15 protein-coding genes, 4 tRNA genes and 1 pseudogene are annotated in these 20,238 nt (G+C 69.8%); 11 read left to right on the top strand and 9 right to left on the bottom strand.

The genetic code is table 11. The features are described 5' to 3' along the window. Positions 1-50 precede the first annotated feature (50 nt). On the bottom strand, positions 51-401 hold the full coding sequence (locus OG959_RS17965; RefSeq protein WP_206309567.1) for a metallopeptidase family protein: 351 nt from the start codon (positions 399-401) through the stop codon (positions 51-53). An 85-nt stretch (positions 402-486) separates the two neighbouring features. Between OG959_RS17965 and OG959_RS17970 the strand changes: the two genes are divergently transcribed. The 4 genes from OG959_RS17970 (at position 487) to OG959_RS17985 (ending at position 2,500) form a co-directional block, all read left to right on the top strand. Further along, complete coding sequence (locus OG959_RS17970; protein WP_326659668.1) at positions 487-2,040, top strand: metallophosphoesterase family protein; 1,554 nt, start codon at positions 487-489, stop codon at positions 2,038-2,040. A gap of 177 nt (positions 2,041-2,217) precedes the next feature. Next, positions 2,218-2,290 (top strand) — tRNA-Glu (locus tag OG959_RS17975). Between the two features lie 36 nt (positions 2,291-2,326). Beyond that, positions 2,327-2,401, top strand: a tRNA-Asp gene (locus tag OG959_RS17980). A 22-nt stretch (positions 2,402-2,423) separates the two neighbouring features. Next, positions 2,424-2,500, top strand: a tRNA-Phe gene (locus OG959_RS17985). Positions 2,501-2,538: 38 nt separating this feature from the next. Here OG959_RS17985 and OG959_RS17990 read toward each other — a convergent pair. From OG959_RS17990 to OG959_RS18000, 3 genes and pseudogenes are all read right to left on the bottom strand, one after another. Beyond that, positions 2,539-3,405: a cytochrome c biogenesis CcdA family protein gene (locus tag OG959_RS17990; protein WP_326659671.1), complete on the bottom strand. Its 867-nt coding sequence runs from the start codon at positions 3,403-3,405 to the stop codon at positions 2,539-2,541. After that, positions 3,402-4,324 (bottom strand): annotated as a pseudogene (locus OG959_RS17995) (DsbA family protein). The gene OG959_RS17990 and the pseudogene OG959_RS17995 overlap by 4 nt, the downstream one beginning before the upstream one ends. A gap of 73 nt (positions 4,325-4,397) precedes the next feature. Further along, positions 4,398-4,760, bottom strand: coding sequence for a hypothetical protein (locus OG959_RS18000; RefSeq protein ID WP_326659673.1), 363 nt, complete (start codon positions 4,758-4,760; stop codon positions 4,398-4,400). Between the two features lie 158 nt (positions 4,761-4,918). On the opposite strand from OG959_RS18000, the gene hrpA reads away from it, so the two are divergent. From hrpA to OG959_RS18015, 3 genes are all read left to right on the top strand, one after another. After that, complete coding sequence (gene hrpA / locus OG959_RS18005; protein ID WP_326659675.1) at positions 4,919-8,839, top strand: ATP-dependent RNA helicase HrpA; 3,921 nt, start codon at positions 4,919-4,921, stop codon at positions 8,837-8,839. A gap of 115 nt (positions 8,840-8,954) precedes the next feature. Then, positions 8,955-9,029 (top strand) — tRNA-Asp (locus OG959_RS18010). Positions 9,030-9,167: 138 nt separating this feature from the next. Further along, a complete protein-coding gene (locus OG959_RS18015) occupies positions 9,168-9,947 on the top strand; it encodes a DUF6274 family protein (RefSeq protein ID WP_442805590.1) in 780 nt (259 codons plus the stop codon). Positions 9,948-10,459: 512 nt separating this feature from the next. Here OG959_RS18015 and bldC read toward each other — a convergent pair. Together bldC and OG959_RS18025 are read right to left on the bottom strand one after the other, a co-directional pair. Beyond that, positions 10,460-10,666: a developmental transcriptional regulator BldC gene (gene bldC, locus OG959_RS18020; protein ID WP_003949541.1), complete on the bottom strand. Its 207-nt coding sequence runs from the start codon at positions 10,664-10,666 to the stop codon at positions 10,460-10,462. Positions 10,667-11,190: 524 nt separating this feature from the next. After that, positions 11,191-12,036, bottom strand: a complete 846-nt coding sequence (locus OG959_RS18025) for a hypothetical protein (protein ID WP_326659677.1) — start codon at positions 12,034-12,036, stop codon at positions 11,191-11,193. A gap of 179 nt (positions 12,037-12,215) precedes the next feature. On the opposite strand from OG959_RS18025, the gene OG959_RS18030 reads away from it, so the two are divergent. Together OG959_RS18030 and OG959_RS18035 are read left to right on the top strand one after the other, a co-directional pair. Beyond that, positions 12,216-13,298 (top strand): Leu/Phe/Val dehydrogenase, encoded by a 1,083-nt coding sequence (locus OG959_RS18030; protein ID WP_326659678.1) that lies wholly within the window; start codon positions 12,216-12,218, stop codon positions 13,296-13,298. A 331-nt stretch (positions 13,299-13,629) separates the two neighbouring features. Beyond that, entirely contained in the window at positions 13,630-13,887 is a 258-nt protein-coding gene (locus OG959_RS18035; protein ID WP_033296941.1) for a DUF3073 domain-containing protein, read from the top strand. A gap of 334 nt (positions 13,888-14,221) precedes the next feature. Here OG959_RS18035 and purM read toward each other — a convergent pair whose 3' ends face one another. Both purM and purF read right to left on the bottom strand, forming a co-directional pair. Next, positions 14,222-15,295 (bottom strand): phosphoribosylformylglycinamidine cyclo-ligase, encoded by a 1,074-nt coding sequence (gene purM / locus OG959_RS18040; protein WP_326659682.1) that lies wholly within the window; start codon positions 15,293-15,295, stop codon positions 14,222-14,224. Positions 15,296-15,355: 60 nt separating this feature from the next. Next, positions 15,356-16,882 (bottom strand): amidophosphoribosyltransferase, encoded by a 1,527-nt coding sequence (gene purF, locus OG959_RS18045; protein ID WP_326659683.1) that lies wholly within the window; start codon positions 16,880-16,882, stop codon positions 15,356-15,358. A 462-nt stretch (positions 16,883-17,344) separates the two neighbouring features. Here purF and OG959_RS38720 point away from each other — a divergent pair, with 462 nt between their 5' ends. After that, positions 17,345-17,437 carry a putative leader peptide gene (locus OG959_RS38720; protein WP_356741706.1) on the top strand — a complete coding sequence of 31 codons (93 nt, stop codon included), beginning with the start codon at positions 17,345-17,347 and terminating at the stop codon, positions 17,435-17,437. A gap of 456 nt (positions 17,438-17,893) precedes the next feature. Then, positions 17,894-19,336: a sulfatase family protein gene (locus OG959_RS18050; protein WP_326659685.1), complete on the top strand. Its 1,443-nt coding sequence runs from the start codon at positions 17,894-17,896 to the stop codon at positions 19,334-19,336. Positions 19,337-19,360: 24 nt separating this feature from the next. On the opposite strand, the gene OG959_RS18055 is transcribed toward OG959_RS18050, so the two are convergent. Further along, a complete protein-coding gene (locus OG959_RS18055) occupies positions 19,361-20,212 on the bottom strand; it encodes an META domain-containing protein (protein ID WP_326659688.1) in 852 nt (283 codons plus the stop codon). Positions 20,213-20,238: the final 26 nt, after the last annotated feature.

The raw sequence follows: 20,238 nt of genomic DNA on the forward strand, positions 1-20,238 counted from the left end.
ACCCCTGGCCCGGCGTTCTCCGGCCTCCAGCCTCCGGCCCGGGACCGCCCTCACCCGTAGCCGAGCGCGTGCAGCCTCTCGTCGTCGATGCCGAAGTGGTGGGCGATCTCGTGCACGACGGTGATCTCCGTCTCGGCCACGACGTCCTCGCGCGACTCGCACATCCGCAGCGTCGGCCCCCGGTAGATGGTGATCCGGTCCGGCAGCACGCCCGCGTACCACTCACCGCGCTCGGTCAGCGGCGTGCCCTCGTAGAGCCCCAGCAGTTCCGGGTCATCGGATTCCGGTTCGTCCTCGACGAACACCGCGACGTTGTCCATCAGCCGGGTGAGCTCCGGTGGAATCCGGTCGAGCGCCTCACCGACCAGTTCCTCGAACGCTTCTCGCGTCATCTCCAGCACCCCGCCATTGTCACGTACGGCCGCCGGATGTGCCCCGGTGCGCCGGATACGCATAGCCGCCTCCTCGCCGGGGCATACGCGCCCAATGGCCCGCGACCCGTTCCGTGCCGCAGCAGCCCGTGTCCGGCACCTCATCCGCCTCCGCCCACGACCGCGCTCCGCCGGACGGCCCGGCCGCCGCGCCCGTACCGGCGGGGCTCCGCATCCGTTCGGCCGGGCGCTCGGCCTGGTCGCCGTCGTGCTGTTCGGCGCCTGGCTGGGGCTGCTGGTCGTCGGCAGCGTCCGCGCGCCTGTCGGCCCGATGGACACGACCATGACCCTGCGGCCCTCCCTCAGCGGCGGCACCAAGATCAACGTGTCCCCGCTCGGCGCCCTGGAACTGGACTCGCACCGTGCCCCGGTCCGGCTCGACGTCGACATCGACCGCCTCGACCCGGTCCGCTCCGAGGCCCTGGTCCAGCACCCCGAACGGCTCGCCGGACTGGAGGCCGAGGTCGGTGCCGACGTCGGCACCGGGGCCCGCGAGCTCGCCGTGCGCTCCTGCGTCGCGGTCGTCTCCGGAGCCACCGCACTCGGCCTCGCCGTCTACCGCAGGCCCCGGCGCGCCCTGGCCGCCGGAGGGCTCGCGCTCGCCCTGCTGACCGCCTCGGGCGTCGGGGCGTACGCCACCTGGAACCCCGAGTCGGTCCTGGAGCCGAAGTTCTCCGGGCTGCTGTCCAGCGCCCCCTCCGTCGTCGGCGACGCCCGCTCGATCGTCACCGACTTCGACGTCTACCAGCAGGAACTCGCCCGTCTGGTCACCAACGTCACCAAGCTGTACGACGCCACCTCGACGCTCCCCGTGTACAGCCCGGACCCCGCCACGCTCCGCGTCCTGCACGTCTCCGACATCCACCTCAACCCCGCGGCGTGGCACATCATCGGATCGCTCGTCGAGCAGTACGACATCGACGTGATCATCGACTCCGGCGACACGATGGATCACGGGGCGGCCGTGGAGAACAGCTTCCTCGACCCGATCAGCGACCTGGGCGCGCCCTACGTCTGGGTCCGCGGCAACCACGACTCGGTGGTGACGCAGCAGTATCTGGAGAAGAACAAGCGTTTCAAGAACGTGCACGTGCTGGACGAGGGCCGCACGGTGAACGTCGGCGGGCTGCGGGTCGCCGGCATCGGGGACCCGCAGTTCACCCCGGACCGCACGGGACCCGAGCAGGCGGAGGGGGTCGAGCGGGCGGCGGGCCTGCGGCTCGCCGCCGCGCTGCGCGACCAGCGGCGGGCGGGCACTCCGGCGGACATCGCCGTCGCCCATGAGCCGGAGGCGGTCAGGCAGACGGACGGACTGGTCCCCCTCGCTCTGGCCGGCCATGTGCACCACCGGCAGAACGAGGTCATGAAGGGCGGCACACGGCTGATGGTCGAGGGCTCCACGGGCGGCGGTGGTCTGCGTGCCGTACAGAACGAGAAGCCGGAGCAGGTGCTCGCGTCGGTGCTCTATCTGGACCGCTCCACCCGCCGTCTGCAGGCCTGGGACGAGATCACCCTGGGCGGCCTCGGCCTGACGACCGCCGAGGTCAGCCGCCACCTGCCCAAGGAGAGCAGGCCCGACGCGACGCCGTCCCCTATTCGGTTTGGCTGACACCGAAAGCCCCGTGTACAGTCTCCGACGTGCCCAAGGGCGCCGGTCAGGGCTCGACCGTTCTGAAACCTCAAAGGTTGAAGGAGAAGCCGAACCTCTTGAGGGGAAGCGGAGTCACACGCTTCTTCACTTTCCCTTCGGGCGACAGACGTGGAAGCAAGCTGTAACAGCAGTTCTGCCCTCATCGTCTAGTGGCCCAGGACGCCGCCCTTTCAAGGCGGTAGCACGGGTTCGAATCCCGTTGGGGGCACGCACAACCTGTGCGACACTTAGTCGCACAAAGCTTGGTCCTGTGGAGCAGTTTGGAGTGCTCGCCACCCTGTCAAGGTGGAGGCCGCGGGTTCAAATCCCGTCAGGACCGCTGCAGCCCTTGTGAGCTGCGTGGCTGGGTAGCTCAGTTGGTACGAGCGATCGCCTGAAAAGCGATAGGTCGCCGGTTCGATCCCGGCCCCAGCCACCACCCGAAGGCCCCGTCCGATGGACGGGGCCTTCGCCGTGTCAGGCGCCCTCCCGCTCGGCGGTGTTCGTGCCGTCCACGCCGGCCCGGCCCCGGCGCCGCCCGGACCGCACCGCGAGGACCAGCAGCACCGCGCCCACCACCGCCACCAGCAGCACCCCGTCCGGCACACGCTCGCCGATGCCCCGGGCCCACTGCTCGACGGCGAACGACTGGTCCACGTTCAGCAGCCCGGGCAACGCCGTCGTCCCGTCGTACGCGAGGAACAGCGCGCCGAGGCCGATGAAGAAGAGGCCCGACAGCAGCGTCGTGGTGTGCAGCTCGAAGCGGCCGAGCCGCAGGACACGGCCGCGCAGCCACGCCCGCCGGCCCAGATCGAACCGCTCCCAGAGCAGCGCGAGCAGGAACAGCGGCACCGCCATGCCCAGCGCGTACACGGCGAGCAGCAGCCCCCCGTACGCCGCGCTGCCGCTGACGGCCGCGACGGTGAGGACGCTGCCGAGGATCGGTCCCGCGCAGAAGCCGGCGAGTCCGTATACGGCCCCGAGCGCGTAGACGGACAGCGCGGTCGTGGGGCGGATCCGGCCGCTCAGCGCGGAGATCCGGCGCGAGGCGAAGCCCAGACCGATGATCTGGGCGACGCCGAGGCCGATGATCAGCCAGCCCGCACCGAGGACGAGGGCGTCACGGTGACCGTAGAAGAGCCTTCCGGCGTACGAGCCCGCGGCGCCGAGCGGGACGAGGGTGGTGGCCAGGCCCGCGTAGAAGATCCCGGTCCGGGCGAGCAGCCGGGAGGCGGAGTCGATGGAGTACGCGAAGAAGGCGGGGAGCAGCAGGGCACTGCACGGGCTGAGCAGGGCCAGCAGCCCGCCGAGGAACGCGGCGAAGTAACCGACGTCCGCCGTCACTTCGCGGAGCCTTCGGGGGAGGTGGAGCCATCGGGGGACGCGGAGCCATCACGGTCTTCCGCGCTCTCCGGACCGGCGGAGCCCTTGGGGTCCTGGCCCGCGCTGCCCAGGTTCTCCGCCCGGTCGGCCGCCTGCTCGATGGCCTGGGTGAAGGTCTCCGCCGGCTGTCCCCGGTGATCGGACGGCCGTTGATCAGGAAGGACGGAGTGGACGTCGCGCCGATTCCGTACCCCTGCTCCTGGTCCCTGCTCACGGCCGCCGCGGCCGCTGTGCCGTCCGTGTCGCGGAGGAAGCGGTCGAGGTCGGGCACCCCGGCCCGCTGGGCGAGGGCTTTCAGCCGGTCCTTGCCGAATCCCTTCTCCTTGGCTCCGTCGGCGTACGCGGCGCGGTGGAACTCCCAGAAGCGGTTCTGCTGCCCGGCGGCCCAGGAGGCGCGTGCCGCGGCCTCGGACTCGGCCCCGAAGATCGGGAAGTTGCGCCACTCGATGCGCAGGGTGCCGGCGTCGACGTACTTCTTCACCAGGGCGGGTTCGGTGTCCCGGGCGAACTTTGCGCAGTAGCCGCACTTGAAGTCGGCGTACTCGATGAGGACGACGGGTGCGTCCGCCCGGCCCAGCGCGAGCTTGTCGCCCGCGTCGCGCCGGGCGAGCTTCGCCAGTTCCGGGTAGACGCCCTCGTCCGGGTCCGCGGCGACGTCGGCCACCGAGGTCGAGGAGGAGGCGGCGGAATCGGGGGCGGTGGCCCGGTAGGACACGTATCCGAACAGCGCTGCTGCGACGACGACCCCGGCGCCGTAGACCAGCGGCTTCCTGCTGGGCGTCCGGGGCGACGGCTTACGGGACGAGGGCGTACGGGACGACGGCTTACCCGGCGACGACGGCTTACCCGGCGACGACGGCTTCGGGGACGGCTTGGGCATGGACGTGGGCATGCGGAACTCCGAGCTGGTGATGCGAGAGGAAGGAGAGGGACGGCCGGGAGAGGGCAGCCGTCTACACCCTCAGTACGGAGAGTTCCACCGGGCTCGGCGCGGCCGCGTCGGGTCCGCGCAGCGTCATCGGCACGAGCCGGCGCACCGGCACCGGGACGGTGGCGGCGGGCAGACCCCATTCGGCGAGGCCCGGCGCCTGGTCGTAGGCCGCGCGGGCCCGCCCGGGAACGGCAGGCTCGGTGCCGTCGTGCTTGCCCTTCCTACCGCAGCCGGGAAGCCCGTCCCCGTGCCCGACGCTCATCGAGCCGACCACGGACGGACCCGCGGAAGGTGGCGTCGACGCGGAAGCCGTCGACGGCCCGCAGAACAGCCCCAGGACGACAGCGAGGGCCGCCACCAGGCAGCACCACGACGAACGGGACACGGCGGACAGGCCTTCCGGCAGGGGCTCGGCACAGAGATCGACTGTCCGGAATGGTACGTGCTGTGATCGCTCCGTCCCCGGCCGTACGGGTCCGGTGACCGAGACCGCGGGAAATAGGTTCGCCGTTCCTCGGGCCCGGGTGAGATCCTGGGACCCGTATGTCTACTTCCTTTGCCGATCTCCAGTCCCAGCTCGGGCAGCTCTCGCTCCGCGACGCGCACCGGCTCGGCCGCCGCCTCGAAGGCGCGCGCCGCATTCGTAAGCCCGAGGCCCAGCAGGCCGTGCTGGACGAGATCGCGGCCCAGGCCACGAAGGCAGCCGGGCGGCTCGCACTGCGGGCCGGGCGGATGCCTGCTCTCTCGTACCCCGAACAGCTCCCGGTCAGCCAGAAGAAGGACGAGATCCTGGAGGCGATACGCGACCACCAGGTCGTGATCGTCGCCGGTGAGACCGGCTCCGGCAAGACCACCCAGATCCCGAAGATCTGTATGGAGCTGGGCCGTGGCGTCCGCGGCATGATCGGGCACACCCAGCCGCGCCGGATCGCGGCGCGCACGGTGGCCGAGCGCATCGCCGAGGAGCTGAAGACCCCGCTGGGCGAGGCGGTGGGCTGGAAGGTCCGCTTCACCGACCAGGTCAACCAGGACGCGACGTTCGTCAAGCTGATGACGGACGGCATCCTGCTCGCCGAGATCCAGACGGACCGCGAGCTGCTCGCGTACGACACGATCATCATCGACGAGGCCCACGAGCGGTCGCTGAACATCGACTTCCTGCTCGGCTATCTGGCCCGGCTGCTGCCCAAGCGCCCGGACCTGAAGGTCGTCATCACCTCGGCGACCATCGACCCGGAGCGCTTCGCCCGGCACTTCGGCGAGGCCCCGATCGTCGAGGTCAGCGGGCGTACGTACCCGGTGGAGGTGCGCTACCGGCCGCTCCTCGAAGAGGACAGCGAGGACTCCGACCGCGACCAGATCACCGCGATCTGCGACGCCGTCGACGAGCTCCAGAACGAGGGGCCCGGCGACGTCCTGGTCTTCCTCTCCGGCGAGCGCGAGATCCGCGACACCGCCGACGCGCTCGGCAAACGCAACCTCAGACATACCGAGGTGCTCCCTCTCTACGCACGCCTGTCGCACGCCGAGCAGCACCGCGTGTTCCAGCGTCACACCGGACGCAGGGTCGTCCTCGCGACGAACGTCGCCGAGACCTCGCTGACCGTTCCCGGCATCAAGTACGTGATCGACCCGGGCAACGCCCGCATCTCCCGTTACAGCCACCGCACCAAGGTCCAGCGGCTGCCGATCGAGCGCATCTCGCAGGCCAGCGCCAACCAGCGCAAGGGCCGCTGCGGCCGTACGTCGGACGGCATCTGCATCCGGCTGTACTCCGAGGACGACTTCCTGACCCGCGCGGAGTTCACGGACCCGGAGATCCTGCGGACGAACCTGGCCTCCGTCATCCTCCAGATGACCGCGGCCGGTCTCGGCGACATCGAGAAGTTCCCCTTCATCGACCCGCCGGACCACCGCAACATCCGCGACGGCGTGCAGCTCCTCCAGGAGCTGGGCGCGCTGGATCCGGAAGAGAAGGATCCGAAAAAGCGGCTCACCCCGCTCGGCCGCAAGCTCTCGCAGCTCCCGGTGGACCCGCGGCTGGCCCGGATGGTCATCGAGGCAGACCGGAACGGCTGTGTCCGCGAGGTCATGGTCATCGCCTCCGCGCTCTCCATCCAGGACCCGCGCGAGAGGCCGTCCGAGAAGCAGACACAGGCCGACCAGCAGCACGCCCGGTTCAAGGACGAGACGTCCGACTTCCTGGCGTTCCTGAACCTGTGGCGCTACATCCGTGAGCAGCAGAAGGAGCGCGGCTCCTCCAGCTTCCGCCGGATGTGCAAGCAGGAGTACCTGAACTTCCTGCGCATCCGCGAATGGCAGGACATCTACGCGCAGCTGCGTACGGTCGCCAAGCAGATGGGCATCGAACTCAATGAGGACGATGCTCCGGAGCAGTCGGTGCACACCTCGCTGCTCGCGGGTCTGCTGTCGCACATCGGGCTGAAGGACACCGAGAAGAACGAGTACCTGGGCGCCCGCAGCGCCAAGTTCGCGATCTTCCCGGGGTCGGCGCTCTTCAAGAAGCAGCCGCGGTTCGTCATGTCGGCCGAGCTGGTCGAGACCTCCCGGCTGTGGGCGCGGGTCAACGCCCGGGTCGAGCCCGAGTGGATCGAACCGCTGGCCCAGCACCTGCTGAAGCGCACCTACAGCGAGCCGCACTGGGAGAAGGACCAGGCGGCGGTGATGGCGTACGAGCGGGTGACGCTGTACGGCGTACCCATCGTGGCCCAGCGCAAGGTCAATTTCGGCCGGATCGACCAGGAGGCCTCGCGGGATCTCTTCATCCGCAACGCCCTGGTCGAGGGCGACTGGCGCACGCACCACCAGTTCTTCCACGACAACCGCAAACTCCTCGGCGAGGTAGAGGAGTTGGAGCACCGTGCCCGGCGCCGCGACATTCTGGTGGACGACGAGACGCTGTTCGACTTCTACGACCAGCGGATCCCCGAACACGTCGTCTCGGGCGCGCACTTCGACTCGTGGTGGAAGCACAAGCGCAAGGACGAGCCGGACGCGCTGGACTTCGAGCGCTCGATGCTCATCAACGAGAAGGCCGGGGCCGTCACCAAGGACGACTATCCGGACTCCTGGCGGCAGGGGAAGCTCAAGTTCCGTGTGACGTACCAGTTCGAGCCCGGCGCGGACGCCGACGGTGTGACCGTCCACATCCCGCTCCAGGTGCTCAATCAGGTCACGTCCGAGGGCTTCGACTGGCAGATCCCGGGCCTGCGCGAGGAAGTGGTCACCGAGCTGATCCGCTCCCTGCCCAAGCCCATCCGCCGGCACTACGTCCCCGCGCCGAACTACGCGGACAAGTTCCTGGACCGGGCCGTGCCCCTCCAGGAGCCGTTGCCCTTCACCCTGGCCCGTGAGCTCCAGCGGATGGTCGGCGTCCCGGTGACCGCGGACGACTTCGACCTGAGCCGGGTCCCGGACCATCTGAAGATCACCTTCCGGGTCGTCGACGAGCGGCGCCGCAAGGTCGCCGAGGACAAGGACCTGGAGGCGCTGCGGGTCCAGCTGCGCCCCAAGGCCCGCAAGGCCCTCTCCCAGGCCGCCGCGGCGACCGCGGGGCCGTCCGGGGAGTCCATCGAGCGTTCGGGGCTCACGGACTGGACGATCGGCACGCTGGACCGGGTCTTCGAGACGCGGCGGGCGGGGCAGCCGGTCAAGGCCTTCCCCGCCCTGGTCGACCAGGGCGGGACCGTGGCCGTACGGCTTTTCGACACCGAGGCCGAGCAGCAGCAGGCGATGTGGCGCGGCACCCGGAAGCTGATCCTGCTGAACATCCCGGTGAACCCGGCGAAGTTCGCCTCGGACAAGCTCACCAACCAGCAGAAGCTCGCTCTGTCCCGTAATCCGCACGGCTCCATCCAGGCGCTCTTCGACGACTGCGCGACGGCGGCCGCCGACCGGCTGATCGCCGCGCACGGCGGTCCGGCCTGGGACGAGGCGTCGTTCCGGAAGCTGTACGACAAGGTCCGTGCCGACCTGGTGGACCTGACCGTCCGCACGATCGGCCAGGTCCAGCAGATCCTGGCGGCCTGGCAGGCCTGCGAGCGACGACTGAAGTCCACCAGCAGCCTGGTCCTGATCAACAACGTCACGGACGTACGGGAGCACCTGGCCCGGCTCGTGCCGACCGGGTTCGTCACCCTGACCGGGCTGCGCAGGCTCCCCGACCTGATGCGCTACCTGGTCGCCGAGGACCGCAGGCTCCAGCAGATGCCGACGAACGTCCAGCGCGACACCACGCGCATGGAGAAGGTCCACGAGATGCAGGACGAGTACGCCTGGCTGCTGGAGCAACTGCCGCAGGGCAGGCCCGTTCCGCAGGAGGTCCTGGACATCCGCTGGATGATCGAGGAGCTGCGGGTCAGCTACTTCGCGCACGCCCTGGGCACCGCGTTCCCAGTCTCCGACAAGCGGATCGTGAAGGCGATCGACGCCGCCGCCCCGTAGGGCGCCCGGCGGTGGGCGCGTAACGGCTCCACCACCAGGAGTGAGGTCGACCGCACCCTCCGACCTCCTGTACAGTCTGTCTTCGCAGCCAGCCGCAAGGCAGCCGCGAAAACCTGGTCCTGTGGAGCAGTTTGGAGTGCTCGCCACCCTGTCAAGGTGGAGGCCGCGGGTTCAAATCCCGTCAGGACCGCAGTAACGAAAGCCCGGATCCTCTGGATCCGGGCTTTCGCGCGTCTTGACTCCGGTGTCCGCCGACGAGTACTCAGAACCAAGGGCTGCCCCTGGTTTTCCGGGAGGGGCGGCGCGCATCCACCGGGAGGTGGCGCGGATGGCGGCATCCACGAGCGAGAACTTCCTGCCGGACCGGTCCGGAGCCCGCGGGCCGGACCCGGCACAGCCCTCGGGCACCGCCCCGGCGCCGGTGCGCGGGAGGACGCCCCGGCACGAGATCCGGGCCCTGCTGCGTGCCCATCTGGCGGCGGCCTCGGGCTATCGCCACCTCACCCGGCACTGCGCGGTCTGCGCCCGATTACTGAGGCTCGCCATGGAGCCCCTGGCGGCCTCCGGGGCGACGGAAACGGACTCGACGGCCCTGGCGGCCCCCGGGCAGCCCGAGCCGCCCCGGGCGGGCCTGGCAGTCCCTGGACCCCAGGAGCCGCCCCAGGCGGGCCTGACGAGCCCTGGACCGACAGGAACGGCGCAGGCGCCCCCGGCAGGCCCTGGAGCGCCCGGAGCGGCTCCGCCGTCCGTGGCGGCCCCGGAGCCGCCACCGGAACAGACCGGAGTGCATGTGATGCCTTCCGAAGCGCGGGAACAGACCGTGCAGCCAGTGACGGGATCGAGGCAGTTCCCGTCACCCGCCACGGGACCGAGCCCCGCTCCGTCACCCGTGACGGGACCGGCGACGGCCCACTCCGCGGCTCCGGACGCCGGCCCTCACGCCCTCGCGAGGCGGCCCGCCTCCGCCCGGACGGCCCCGCGCCTCGTCCCCGCACGCACCTCGACGTCGCCCGGCGGCGGCCACGCAAGCCCCGCCGATGGCGATCCGGGCCCCGACGGGCGGCGCGGCCACGGCTGGGCGGAGGACGAAAGTCCTCCCGCCGCGTGACCAATGGCGTGTTCTTCCGCTCCTCAACAGTGGCAGGCTCGTAGTTGGCAAGACTCATGCGATGTGACGGGTGTCACCGAATCAGTTTTCAGAAGGGGTGGCTTTACACCCTTCCTACAACTGGCGAATTTAATATGTGCAATTGCACCACTCGGCAGGAGTGCCCCCAGGATCCTCTGACTCACCCCGTGCCGACCCTCGGGAAGGCGAGGTTCGACGCCTCGCACAGAGTCCGCCGCACCCGCGGGAGGCCCGTCCGGAGCCAACCGGACGCCCGGTTTCCAGTGGCGGATCGCGGACAGGAGTCAGGGGCACGACGAGGGTGCCACGTCGGTCGCGCGGACAAAAAAGATCGCGCTGGACCCGGCGGAGTCCAGCGCGATCTCATGACGGAACCCGTATGACACAGGTATGGCGCCCGTTGGGGCGGGCGCCCGTCATATGGAGCTATGGGTGGGCTATGCGGGTTGGGGGACCCAAAAGCCCAGTTGTGACGCGGCGACAGGGGTATGTCAGGCCTCGCTGCGCTGCTGCGGAATACCCGCAAGCAGTGCGCGGACCTCTGCCTCGCGGTACCGGCGATGTCCACCGAGCGTGCGGATGGACGTGAGCTTGCCTGCCTTGGCCCAACGGGTAACCGTCTTCGGGTCCACGCGGAACATCGTGGCAACCTCAGCCGGGGTCAGCAGCGGCTCGGCATCAGGGGTGCGAGCGGTCATGAGCGGCCTCCTCGGGAGAACCGAACCATCTCGGTTCTTTCCTCTAAATTCTGCACCTTGACCCGCGTTGCCCGAAATGGCGGACGCGGGCCGAGTCGGTTATAGGACGAACGGCTTGTCCTCGGCACTACAACTACACCATCCGTCCAGCCACGTCGGCCAAACCGATGGAATTGCCCTCCCAGGTGTTCATCAGCGACGGAAGCCGATGGACCATGCCATAGCGGACAGTCACACCACCGTGACGATCAGTCACAGAGCGATCAGGAGTCATCAGACCCCCCATAGAGTGCAATGCTGAGCATTCCGCCCTTACTTGGACGGAAGGAGCCCTCCCCGGACTCCTTGTCCTATTTTGGCACGAGGAGTAGGGAAGGACGCAAGGGCCCCGTAAGTGCTATCCATCACGCTTGAGGCAAAGGCCCGGTTCGGGACGTAGGTCCCGAGGCCACTGAGGTACCGATCCGCCCCTTCACCCTCACGTGTCACACGGGTCACAGGTTCATGGCTCGTCAGTTCGATCGTCAGTTCGCGAACTGGCGGTCCCTCACGGCACGCCATCGCTCCGCGAGACGCGCGTAAGCCTCGCTCGCCCTCTCGGCGTCCCCGGCACCCAGCGCCGCGATGCCCTCGGCCACGTCGGCGGCGCTCCGGTCCGCCGCGAGCTGCTTCGCCGGCAGGGCATGCACCAGCCCTCCGTAGTCCAGCTCCACGAGCGCGCGCGGATGGAACTCCTCGAGCCACCGCCCGACGTCCACCAGTCCCTCGGTCAGCGGGCCGTCGTCCATGGAGTCCCGCAGCGTCTTCAGCCCCCGCGCCAGCCGGCGCCGCGCCTGGACCATCGGCGTCCGGTACCGCAGCAGGGGCGGCTCGCCGTCCTCCCCCGCCTCCAGGTACTCGCGCTCCTCGTCCGAGAACAGGACGAACCACCGCACCGGGACCTGCCACACCGCGGTCCTGATCCACGGACGGGCATCCGGATTGCGCTCCGCCCACCGCTCGTGGTCGGCCACGGCCTGCCCGCGCACCACCGGCGGCAGCACCGCGTCGAGCACCGCACCGGGAAACATGTCCGTCAGCCCGTCCAGCGCCAGCCATCCGCGCAGCCGCGTCCGCCACGGACAGACGCACACCACACCGTCCACCTCGGCGACGAACGCGTCGGCACTCTCGTGCGCCGGCACGCCGACCGGCGGGGTCGCCGCCAAGTCCGCCAGGGAACGGCGCAGTTCGTCCTGGGCCGTGGGGATCCGCTCGCGGCCCGCATAACGGGCCCAGTGAGCACGTTCGGCCGCCGGGAAGGCCGCCAGTGGCTCGTACACCCGGAGGTAGGACGCGTAAGGGACGAGCACCGAAGACACCACCGACATGCAGCGATCGTGTCACGCCCGTACTCCTGTAGGGGGTGATCCTCGGCACTGGAACAGATCTACGTCCGCCGAGGACTTACGCTCTTGCCCGGACGGACCGGCCGTGCCGGTCGGCCCGCCCGGACCTTCCCCACCTTCAGGAGGGTCTTCCCGCCGCTTCGTACTTGGGAGTCACCACAGTGACCGATGTGACCAACGGCGTCCTGCACACCCTGTTCCACTCGGATCAGGGGGGCCACGAACAAGTCGTGCTCTGCCAGGACCGTGCCAGCGGCCTCAAGGCCGTCATCGCCCTCCACTCCACCGCTCTGGGCCCGGCCCTCGGCGGCACCCGTTTCTACCCGTACGCCTCCGAGGAGGAGGCGGTCGCGGACGCGCTGAACCTGGCGCGCGGCATGTCGTACAAGAACGCCATGGCCGGTCTCGACCACGGCGGCGGCAAGGCCGTCATCATCGGTGACCCCGAGCAGATCAAGACCGAGGAACTCCTGCTGGCCTACGGCCGCTTCGTGGCCTCGCTCGGCGGGCGCTACGTGACGGCCTGCGATGTCGGCACGTACGTCGCCGACATGGACGTCGTGGCCCGCGAGTGCCGCTGGACCACCGGCCGCTCCCCCGAGAACGGCGGCGCCGGCGACTCCTCCGTGCTCACCGCGTACGGCGTCTTCCAGGGCATGCGGGCCTCGGCCCAGCACCTCTGGGGCGACCCGACGCTGCGTGGCCGGAAAGTGGGGGTCGCGGGCGTCGGCAAGGTGGGGCACCACCTCGTCGAACACCTGCTGTCGGACGGCGCCGAGGTCGTGATCACCGATGTACGGGACGAGTCCGTGCGCCGGATCACCGAGAAGCACCCCGAGGTCGCCGTCGCGGCGGACACCGAGGCGCTGATCCGTACCGAGGGTCTGGACATCTACGCGCCGTGCGCGCTGGGCGGCGCTCTCAACGACGCCACCGTTCCGGTGCTCACCGCCTCGGTGGTGTGCGGCGCGGCCAACAACCAGCTCGCGCACCCTGGCGTCGAGAAGGACCTGGCCGACCGGTCGATCCTGTACGCCCCCGACTACGTGGTGAACGCGGGCGGTGTCATCCAGGTCGCGGACGAGCTGCACGGCTTCGACTTCGACCGGTGCAGGGCGAAGGCGTCGAAGATCTTCGACACGACCTTGGCGATCTTTGCACGCGCGAAGGTTGACGGCATCCCGCCGGCCGCGGCGGCCGACCGGATCGCCGAACAGCGGATGGCCGAAGCCCACCGCGGCTGACCGCACAGCCGAGCACGAAGGTGACCGCGCGGGGCCCCAGCGGGGCCTTATCTCCGCGCGAGGCACAGCGACCCGCCGACCGGCGAGACAAGACTCACTCCGGTCGGCGGGTCGCATGCCAATATGAGGTTAAAATCGCAGTTGACCAGCGCGGACAAGCTCCTCGCGGGTCCTCTTCCGAGGCACGTGATGCGGGCGGCGTACCGTATGGCCGCGGAAGCAGGTACCGTTAAAGCACAGGTACGGCCTCTCTGCCGAGAGTCCGTCCTGAAACATGAACGCGTGTCAAGACTCTGGGGCCGTCGAGCCCCGTCACCGAGGGGGTCGAGCCATGGGGCGCGGCCGGGCAAAGGCCAAGCAGACCAAGGTCGCCCGTCAGCTGAAGTACAGCAGCGGCGGGACTGACCTGTCGCGTCTGGCCAATGAGCTGGGCGCATCACCTTCGAGTCAACCACCGAACGCCGAGCCGTTCGAGGACGACGACGAGGAAGATGACCCGTACGCACAGTACGCGGATCAGTACAACGACGACGAGGACGCGGACGAGGACGATCAGTCCGGTCCGTCGTCACAGCGCCGCGGCGCTTGACCTCGCGCTGACACATCAACCCGGTCCGGGCTCGTCCCGGACCGGGTTCTGTGCTGTCCCGGTCCGGAGCGTGCGGCGTTCTCGGCCACCGTGGGCGATACGGGGATCATGCCCATGGCGTTCGGACGGTATTCCGCGTCATACGTGTTCATGACGTTCGGACGGCACTCCCGTCGTGCCTGTCCATGGCGTCGTGCCTGTCCATGGCCTTCGGATGCGCCCGTCGTGCGTGTCCATGACGTTCGGACGGGTCCGCGCTGTGGTGGCCGTGGTGTCCGGGCGGGCCTCCGCGGCCCGCCCGCCGCCACCTGAGGGCATCCTGCGCGGCCCGCACTCAGCGCGCGTACCCGCCCACGAGCTCAGCGCCTGTCGTGTGCGCACCGCGGTCGGTGATCTCGCCCGCGACCCAGGAGTCGACGCCGCGGTCGGCCAGCGTCGTCAGGGCCGCGTCCACCGATTCGGCGGGGACGATCGCGATCATGCCGACGCCCATGTTGAGCGTCTTCTCCAGCTCCAGCTGCTCGACCTGGCCGGCCTTGCCGACGAGGTCGAAGACCGCGCCGGGCGTCCAGGTGGAACGGTCCACCGTCGCGTGCAGGGAGTCCGGGATGACCCGGGCCAGGTTGTTGGCCAGACCGCCGCCGGTGACGTGGCTGAAGCCGTGCACCTCGGTCGTACGGGTCAGCGCCAGGCAGTCCAGGGAGTAGATCCGGGTCGGCTCCAGGAGCTCCTCGCCGAGCGTCCGGCCGAACTCCTCGACCTCGCGGTCCAGCGTCCAGCCGGCCCGGTCGAAGACGACGTGGCGGACGAGCGAGTACCCGTTGGAGTGAAGACCGGACGACGCCATCGCGATGACGGCGTCACCCTTGCGGATGCGGTCCGGGCCCAGCAGGCGGTCGGCCTCGACCACGCCCGTACCGGCGCCGGCGACATCGAAGTCGTCCGGGCCGAGCAGGCCGGGGTGTTCGGCGGTCTCGCCGCCGACCAGGGCGCAGCCTGCCAGCACACAGCCTTCGGCGATGCCCTTCACGATGGCCGCGACACGCTCGGGATGCACCTTGCCGACGCAGATGTAGTCGGTCATGAAGAGCGGCTCGGCGCCGCAGACGACGAGGTCGTCCACGACCATGCCGACGAGGTCGTGGCCGATCGTGTCGTACACGCCCATCTGGCGGGCGAGGTCGACCTTCGTACCGACGCCGTCCGTGGCGGAGGCGAGCAGCGGACGCTCGTAGCGCTTGAGCGCCGAGGCGTCGAAGAGCCCGGCGAAGCCGCCGAGACCGCCGAGGCCCGCGACCTCGGGGCGCTGCGTCTTCTTCACCCACTCCTTCATCAGCTCTACGGCACGGTCGCCGGCCTCGATGTCGACGCCCGCTGCCGCGTAGGAAGCACCTGTTGTCTCAGACATTGCCTGGGATCTTTCGTGTGGAAATACGGGGCTGGTGGGAAGGCTGCCGAGCGGTCCGGGTCACGGACGGCGCAGCGCGTCGGCCGCGGCGGTCGCCGCAGGGCCTGCCGCCAGCTCGGTCTCCAGCAGCTGCTTGCCGAGCAGCTCCGGGTCCGGAAGCTCCATCGGGTACTCGCCGTCGAAGCAGGCGCGGCACAGATTCGGCTTGTCGATCGTCGTCGCCTCGATCATCGCGTCGATCGAGATGTACGAGAGCGAGTCGGCCCCCATCGACGTGGCGATCTCGTCGACGGACATGCCGTTGGCGATCAGCTCGGCGCGGGTGGCGAAGTCGATACCGAAGAAGCAGGGCCACTTCACCGGCGGGGACGAGATCCGGATGTGGATCTCGGCGGCGCCGGCCTCGCGGAGCATCCGGACGAGTGCGCGCTGGGTGTTGCCGCGGACGATCGAGTCGTCGACGACCACCAGTCGCTTGCCCTTGATGACTTCCTTGAGCGGGTTCAGCTTGAGGCGGATGCCGAGCTGCCGGATGGTCTGGGACGGCTGGATGAAGGTCCGGCCCACGTAGGCGTTCTTCACCAGTCCGGCGCCGAACGGGATGCCGCTGGCCTCCGCGTAACCGATCGCGGCGGGGGTGCCGGACTCCGGTGTCGCTATGACCAGATCGGCCTCGACCGGGGCCTCGGCCGCCAGCCTGCGGCCCATCTCCACCCGGGAGAGGTAGACGTTGCGCCCGGCGATGTCGGTGTCGGGGCGGGCCAGGTAGACGTACTCGAAAACGCAGCCCTTGGGCTTCGCTTCCGCGAACCGCGAGGTGCGCAGGCCGTTCTCGTCGATGGCGACGAGCTCGCCCGGCTCGATCTCGCGGACGAAGCTGGCGCCGCAGATGTCGAGGGCGGCGGACTCGGAGGCCACCACCCAGCCGCGTTCCAGCCGGCCGAGGACCAGCGGGCGGATGCCCTGCGGGTCACGGGCCGCATAGAGGGTGTGCTCATCCATGAAGACGAGGGAGAAGGCGCCCCGCACCTCGGGAAGCACCTTGGAGGCGGCCTCCTCGATGGTGAGCGGCTTGCCGTCTTCGTCGGTCTGGCCGGCGAGCAGAGCGGTCACCAGGTCGGTGTCGTTGGTCGCTGCGACCTGGGTGGCGCGGCCGTCCTTGCGCGGAAGGTCGGCGACCATCTCGGCGAGCTGGGCCGTGTTGACCAGGTTGCCGTTGTGGCCCAGGGCGATCGAGCCGTGCGCGGTCGCACGGAACGTCGGCTGCGCGTTCTCCCACACCGAGGCACCGGTGGTGGAGTAGCGGGCATGACCGACCGCGATATGGCCCTGGAGCGATCCCAGAGACGTTTCGTCGAAGACCTGCGAGACCAGTCCCATGTCCTTGAAGACCAGGATCTGGGACCCGTTGCTCACTGCGATGCCCGCGGACTCCTGTCCACGGTGCTGCAGGGCATACAGTCCGAAATAGGTGAGCTTGGCGACCTCTTCACCCGGAGCCCAGACACCGAAGACGCCACAAGCGTCCTGGGGGCCTTTCTCTCCGGGGAGCAGGTCGTGGTTGAGTCGTCCATCACCACGAGGCACGCCACCGAGTGTAGGCGAGATCGACCACTGGTCCGAATTGGGGACGCCCCGCCGGACTGCGGAAGAAGCGCCCCCGGGCCCCCCTCCGCAGCCGCGCCGACGGGTGACGCGGAGTGATCACCGCCCGAGGGTGAACGGTCGGCCGCAGACGCCTCGGGGCAGTCGCCGCCCGGATCGACGGCGGGTTACCGACGGGTTCCGGCCATGGAACGGCAGAGTGGCCGGGCCGGTTCGTGGCCCTCCGTGAGGAGCCTCGCCACAGCCCCGCACGGGGTGGCCGAACGCTCGTTTCGTGGTGAGCCTCACACCGGGTGTCCGCGGGCGCGACCGGTATGCGGCTTCTGGCGACGCCCCAAGAGGTTCCTGCGCAAGCCGGGGAAGCCGTTCGGCCGGCCTCGGGGCCCGTCCGGAGTGCGAGACCGGCGTTGACAGGCGCATGCCTCGTTGGCAGGCTCCTGCCTCATGCAGCCCCTCGGTGATCACTCGGTCACGCTCGTGGAGCGCCGTCACGTCGATCTGGGACGTGTCTCGAGCGCCATCTGTCGCCACGCCTGAGTCACCGGCGCGCGCGAGGGCTCTCGCTTCTCTTCGCCTCTCTGCACCTCGTTCTCTCGCTTGTCTCGTGCTCCCGTGCTCCCGTGCCCCACAGGCGCGCTGTGCGTGTCGGGCCTGATGGGACTGGCGAGCTTGATGGGACTGCTGGCCTTGCGGGGCTTGCGGGGCCTGCGGGGCCTGCGGGGGCCTGCTGGGTTTGCTGGGCTTCGTGAACTCGGGTCTTCGAGGTCCCTGAGACTTCTTGCGCCGATTACGCCCCTTGCACCCCCTGCGCCCCTTGCACCCCTTGCGCGTCCGTAACTCACCATCCGGCCCGCACGTGTCCGGCACCCCTCAGCCGGTTCCGCACGCCTCCACACCCGCGCCCGCACCCGTTTCGGCACCCGCCGTCGACGAGCGGGACGGCCCCCTTCGCCTTTGCCGCCCTGCGCGGCCGAGCCCTGCCCTGGAGCAGTCATGCCTCTTCGCAACTCGAACCTCGGTTCCGGCAGTCCCTTGTCGCGGCGCGCCTTCGGAACGGCTTTGGGCGCCACGGCCGCGACCGCCGCGGTGGGCCTGCCCGCCGCCCCTGCCGCCGCCGCACCGGCAGCGACGGCCACAGACGCGCAGCCCTTCCGGGCGGCCCGGGGCCGGCACTCGCGGCGGCCCAACATCCTCTTCATCCTCGGGGACGACCTCGGTTGGGCCGACCTCTCCTCCTACGGATCGCCTGACATCCGCACCCCGAACCTGGACCGGCTCGGCCGGCAGGGCGTGCGGTTCACCGACGCCTACGCCGGGTCCGCGACCTGCTCACCGACCCGGTTCAGCCTGTACACCGGCCGCTATCCCGGGCGCACGAAGGGCGGTCTCGCCGAACCCATCGCCGACCGCTCGGTCGGTCTCGACCCCACCCACCCGACCCTCGCCTCGCTGTTGCGCGGCGTCGGGTACGCGACCGCGCTGATCGGGAAGTGGCACTGCGGCTATCTCCCGGACTACAGCCCGACCAAGTCCGGCTGGGACGAGTTCTTCGGCAACTTCGGCGGGGCTCTGGAGTACTACTCGAAGCTCGGTCTCGGCGGCGAGTACGACTTGTACGAGGGCGATGCCGAGTACAAGGACCTGCGGTACTACACCCGCATCCTCACCGAGCGGGCGAGCGAGTACGTGCGGCGCGACCACGACAAGCCGTGGCTGCTGAACCTGAACTTCACCACCCCCCACTGGCCCTGGATCGCCGAGGGGGACACGGCCGAGAGCGCCGAGATCGTACGGAAGATCAAGGAGGGCGGTCTCGGGGGGCTGTTCCACGCCGACGGGGGCTCGCTCGCCAAGTACAAGGAGATGGTGGAGGACCTGGACCGGTCGGTCGGCGAGGTGCTGAAGGCGCTGAAGCGGTCCGGCCAGGAGGAGGACACGCTGGTCTTCTTCGCCAGCGACAACGGCGGCGAGCGCTTCTCGTACCAGTGGCCTCTCTCCGGCAACAAGAGCTCCCTCCAGGAGGGCGGCATCCGGGTCCCGGCCGTACTGCGCTGGCCGGCCAGGATCGATGCACACCAGGTGAGCGGCCTGCCGCTGTTCTCTCCCGACTGGACGGCGACACTGCTCGAGTTGGGCGGAGCTCGGCCCGACCCGGCCTACCCGCTGGATGGCATCAGCCTGGCCGGTTACCTGCTGCGTGGCGAGCAGCCGAAGGAACGGAACCTGTTCTGGCGGGTGCGTGGGGAGCGGGCGCTGCGACGCGGCGACTGGAAGTACTACCGGGGCGATGGCGGGGCGGATCAGCTCTTCAACCTGGCACACGACCAGCGGGAGCAGGCCGACCGGGCCGCCGCCGAGCCGGAGCTTCTGGCCGAACTCCGGGCGGCCTGGGAACGGACGGACGCCGGGCTGCTGCCCTACCCGAAAGCCTCCTGATCCCCTGCCGCCGCTGCACCTTCTCTACCCTTCCGGCGCCTCTTCCTTCTTCTCCTGAGCCGAGGCCGCGAGTCCCTTGCCGTCCGGTGCGGTGAGGGACAGCGTGTGGTGGGTGATCCCGTAGGCCGTCCGTTTCCCGTCGAGCACGTCGAGCACGGCGCGCTCCAGCCGCATCTCGTGGTCCGGGCACATCTTGCGGGTGGTGACGAGACGACCGAAGGCGATGGCAGTGCCGGAGACGTCCGCGGTGCCGCGGAAGCTGTTGCAGCCGAGGGCACCCTGGACGGAACCGTCCTTGCCGAACGAGATGTGCGCCTTGTTCGCCGTACCCGCGGGCAGGGACGAGGCGATGGAACCGGAGACCAGGGTGGTGATCCGCCAGGTCGTTCCGGTGAGCGGGGCCGGGGGCTGTGCGGTGAGCGCGATGGTGCCGCCCTTCGCCGTGGTCAGGGTGAGGCTGTCGCCCTTGACCGCGGCGGTGAGCCTTCCACTGAAGGCCTGTGAGAGCAGGACCTCGAACCGCTGGATGTCCGGCTCGCACCCCATCTCGGTGGTCGTGCCGGGTTCGACGGTGAGCGTGTCGCCTTCGAGCCGGGCCTCGGCGGTGAACCGGTTGCACCCGTAGTTCCCGCTCGCCCGCCCCTTGGCATCGATTTCGACATGGGCCCCGGCCGGGGCCGCAGAACGCTTCCCACCGTCCGTCACCGACTCGATTTCCCAGCGGATGCCGGTGAGCGGGGCGTCGCTCCGCACGGTGCCGCTGCCGCCACTGTCGCCGGAACCGGAACTGTGGCCGGCCCCCGGCTCCGTACCGCAGGCGGCAAGGGTGAACAGGGCCAGAACGCTGACAGCCAGACTTTGACGGTGCATGGCCATGGGACGGCCGGCACCGGCGATCCGGT

The sequence above is a fragment of the Streptomyces sp. NBC_00385 genome (assembly GCF_035917155.1).
Lineage (GTDB): Bacteria > Actinomycetota > Actinomycetes > Streptomycetales > Streptomycetaceae > Streptomyces > Streptomyces poriferorum.

Coding starts and splice junctions, on each gene's coding strand:
- OG959_RS17970 (WP_326659668.1), top strand. CDS start 487: ATGGCCCGCGACCCGTTCCGTGCCGCAGCAGCCCGTGTCCGGCACCTC.
- hrpA (WP_326659675.1), top strand. CDS start 4,919: ATGTCTACTTCCTTTGCCGATCTCCAGTCCCAGCTCGGGCAGCTCTCG.
- OG959_RS18015 (WP_442805590.1), top strand. CDS start 9,168: ATGGCGGCATCCACGAGCGAGAACTTCCTGCCGGACCGGTCCGGAGCC.
- bldC (WP_003949541.1), bottom strand. CDS start 10,666: ATGACCGCTCGCACCCCTGATGCCGAGCCGCTGCTGACCCCGGCTGAG.
- OG959_RS18025 (WP_326659677.1), bottom strand. CDS start 12,036: ATGTCGGTGGTGTCTTCGGTGCTCGTCCCTTACGCGTCCTACCTCCGG.
- OG959_RS18035 (WP_033296941.1), top strand. CDS start 13,630: ATGGGGCGCGGCCGGGCAAAGGCCAAGCAGACCAAGGTCGCCCGTCAG.
- purM (WP_326659682.1), bottom strand. CDS start 15,295: ATGTCTGAGACAACAGGTGCTTCCTACGCGGCAGCGGGCGTCGACATC.
- OG959_RS38720 (WP_356741706.1), top strand. CDS start 17,345: ATGCAGCCCCTCGGTGATCACTCGGTCACGCTCGTGGAGCGCCGTCAC.
- OG959_RS18050 (WP_326659685.1), top strand. CDS start 17,894: ATGCCTCTTCGCAACTCGAACCTCGGTTCCGGCAGTCCCTTGTCGCGG.
- OG959_RS18055 (WP_326659688.1), bottom strand. CDS start 20,212: ATGGCCATGCACCGTCAAAGTCTGGCTGTCAGCGTTCTGGCCCTGTTC.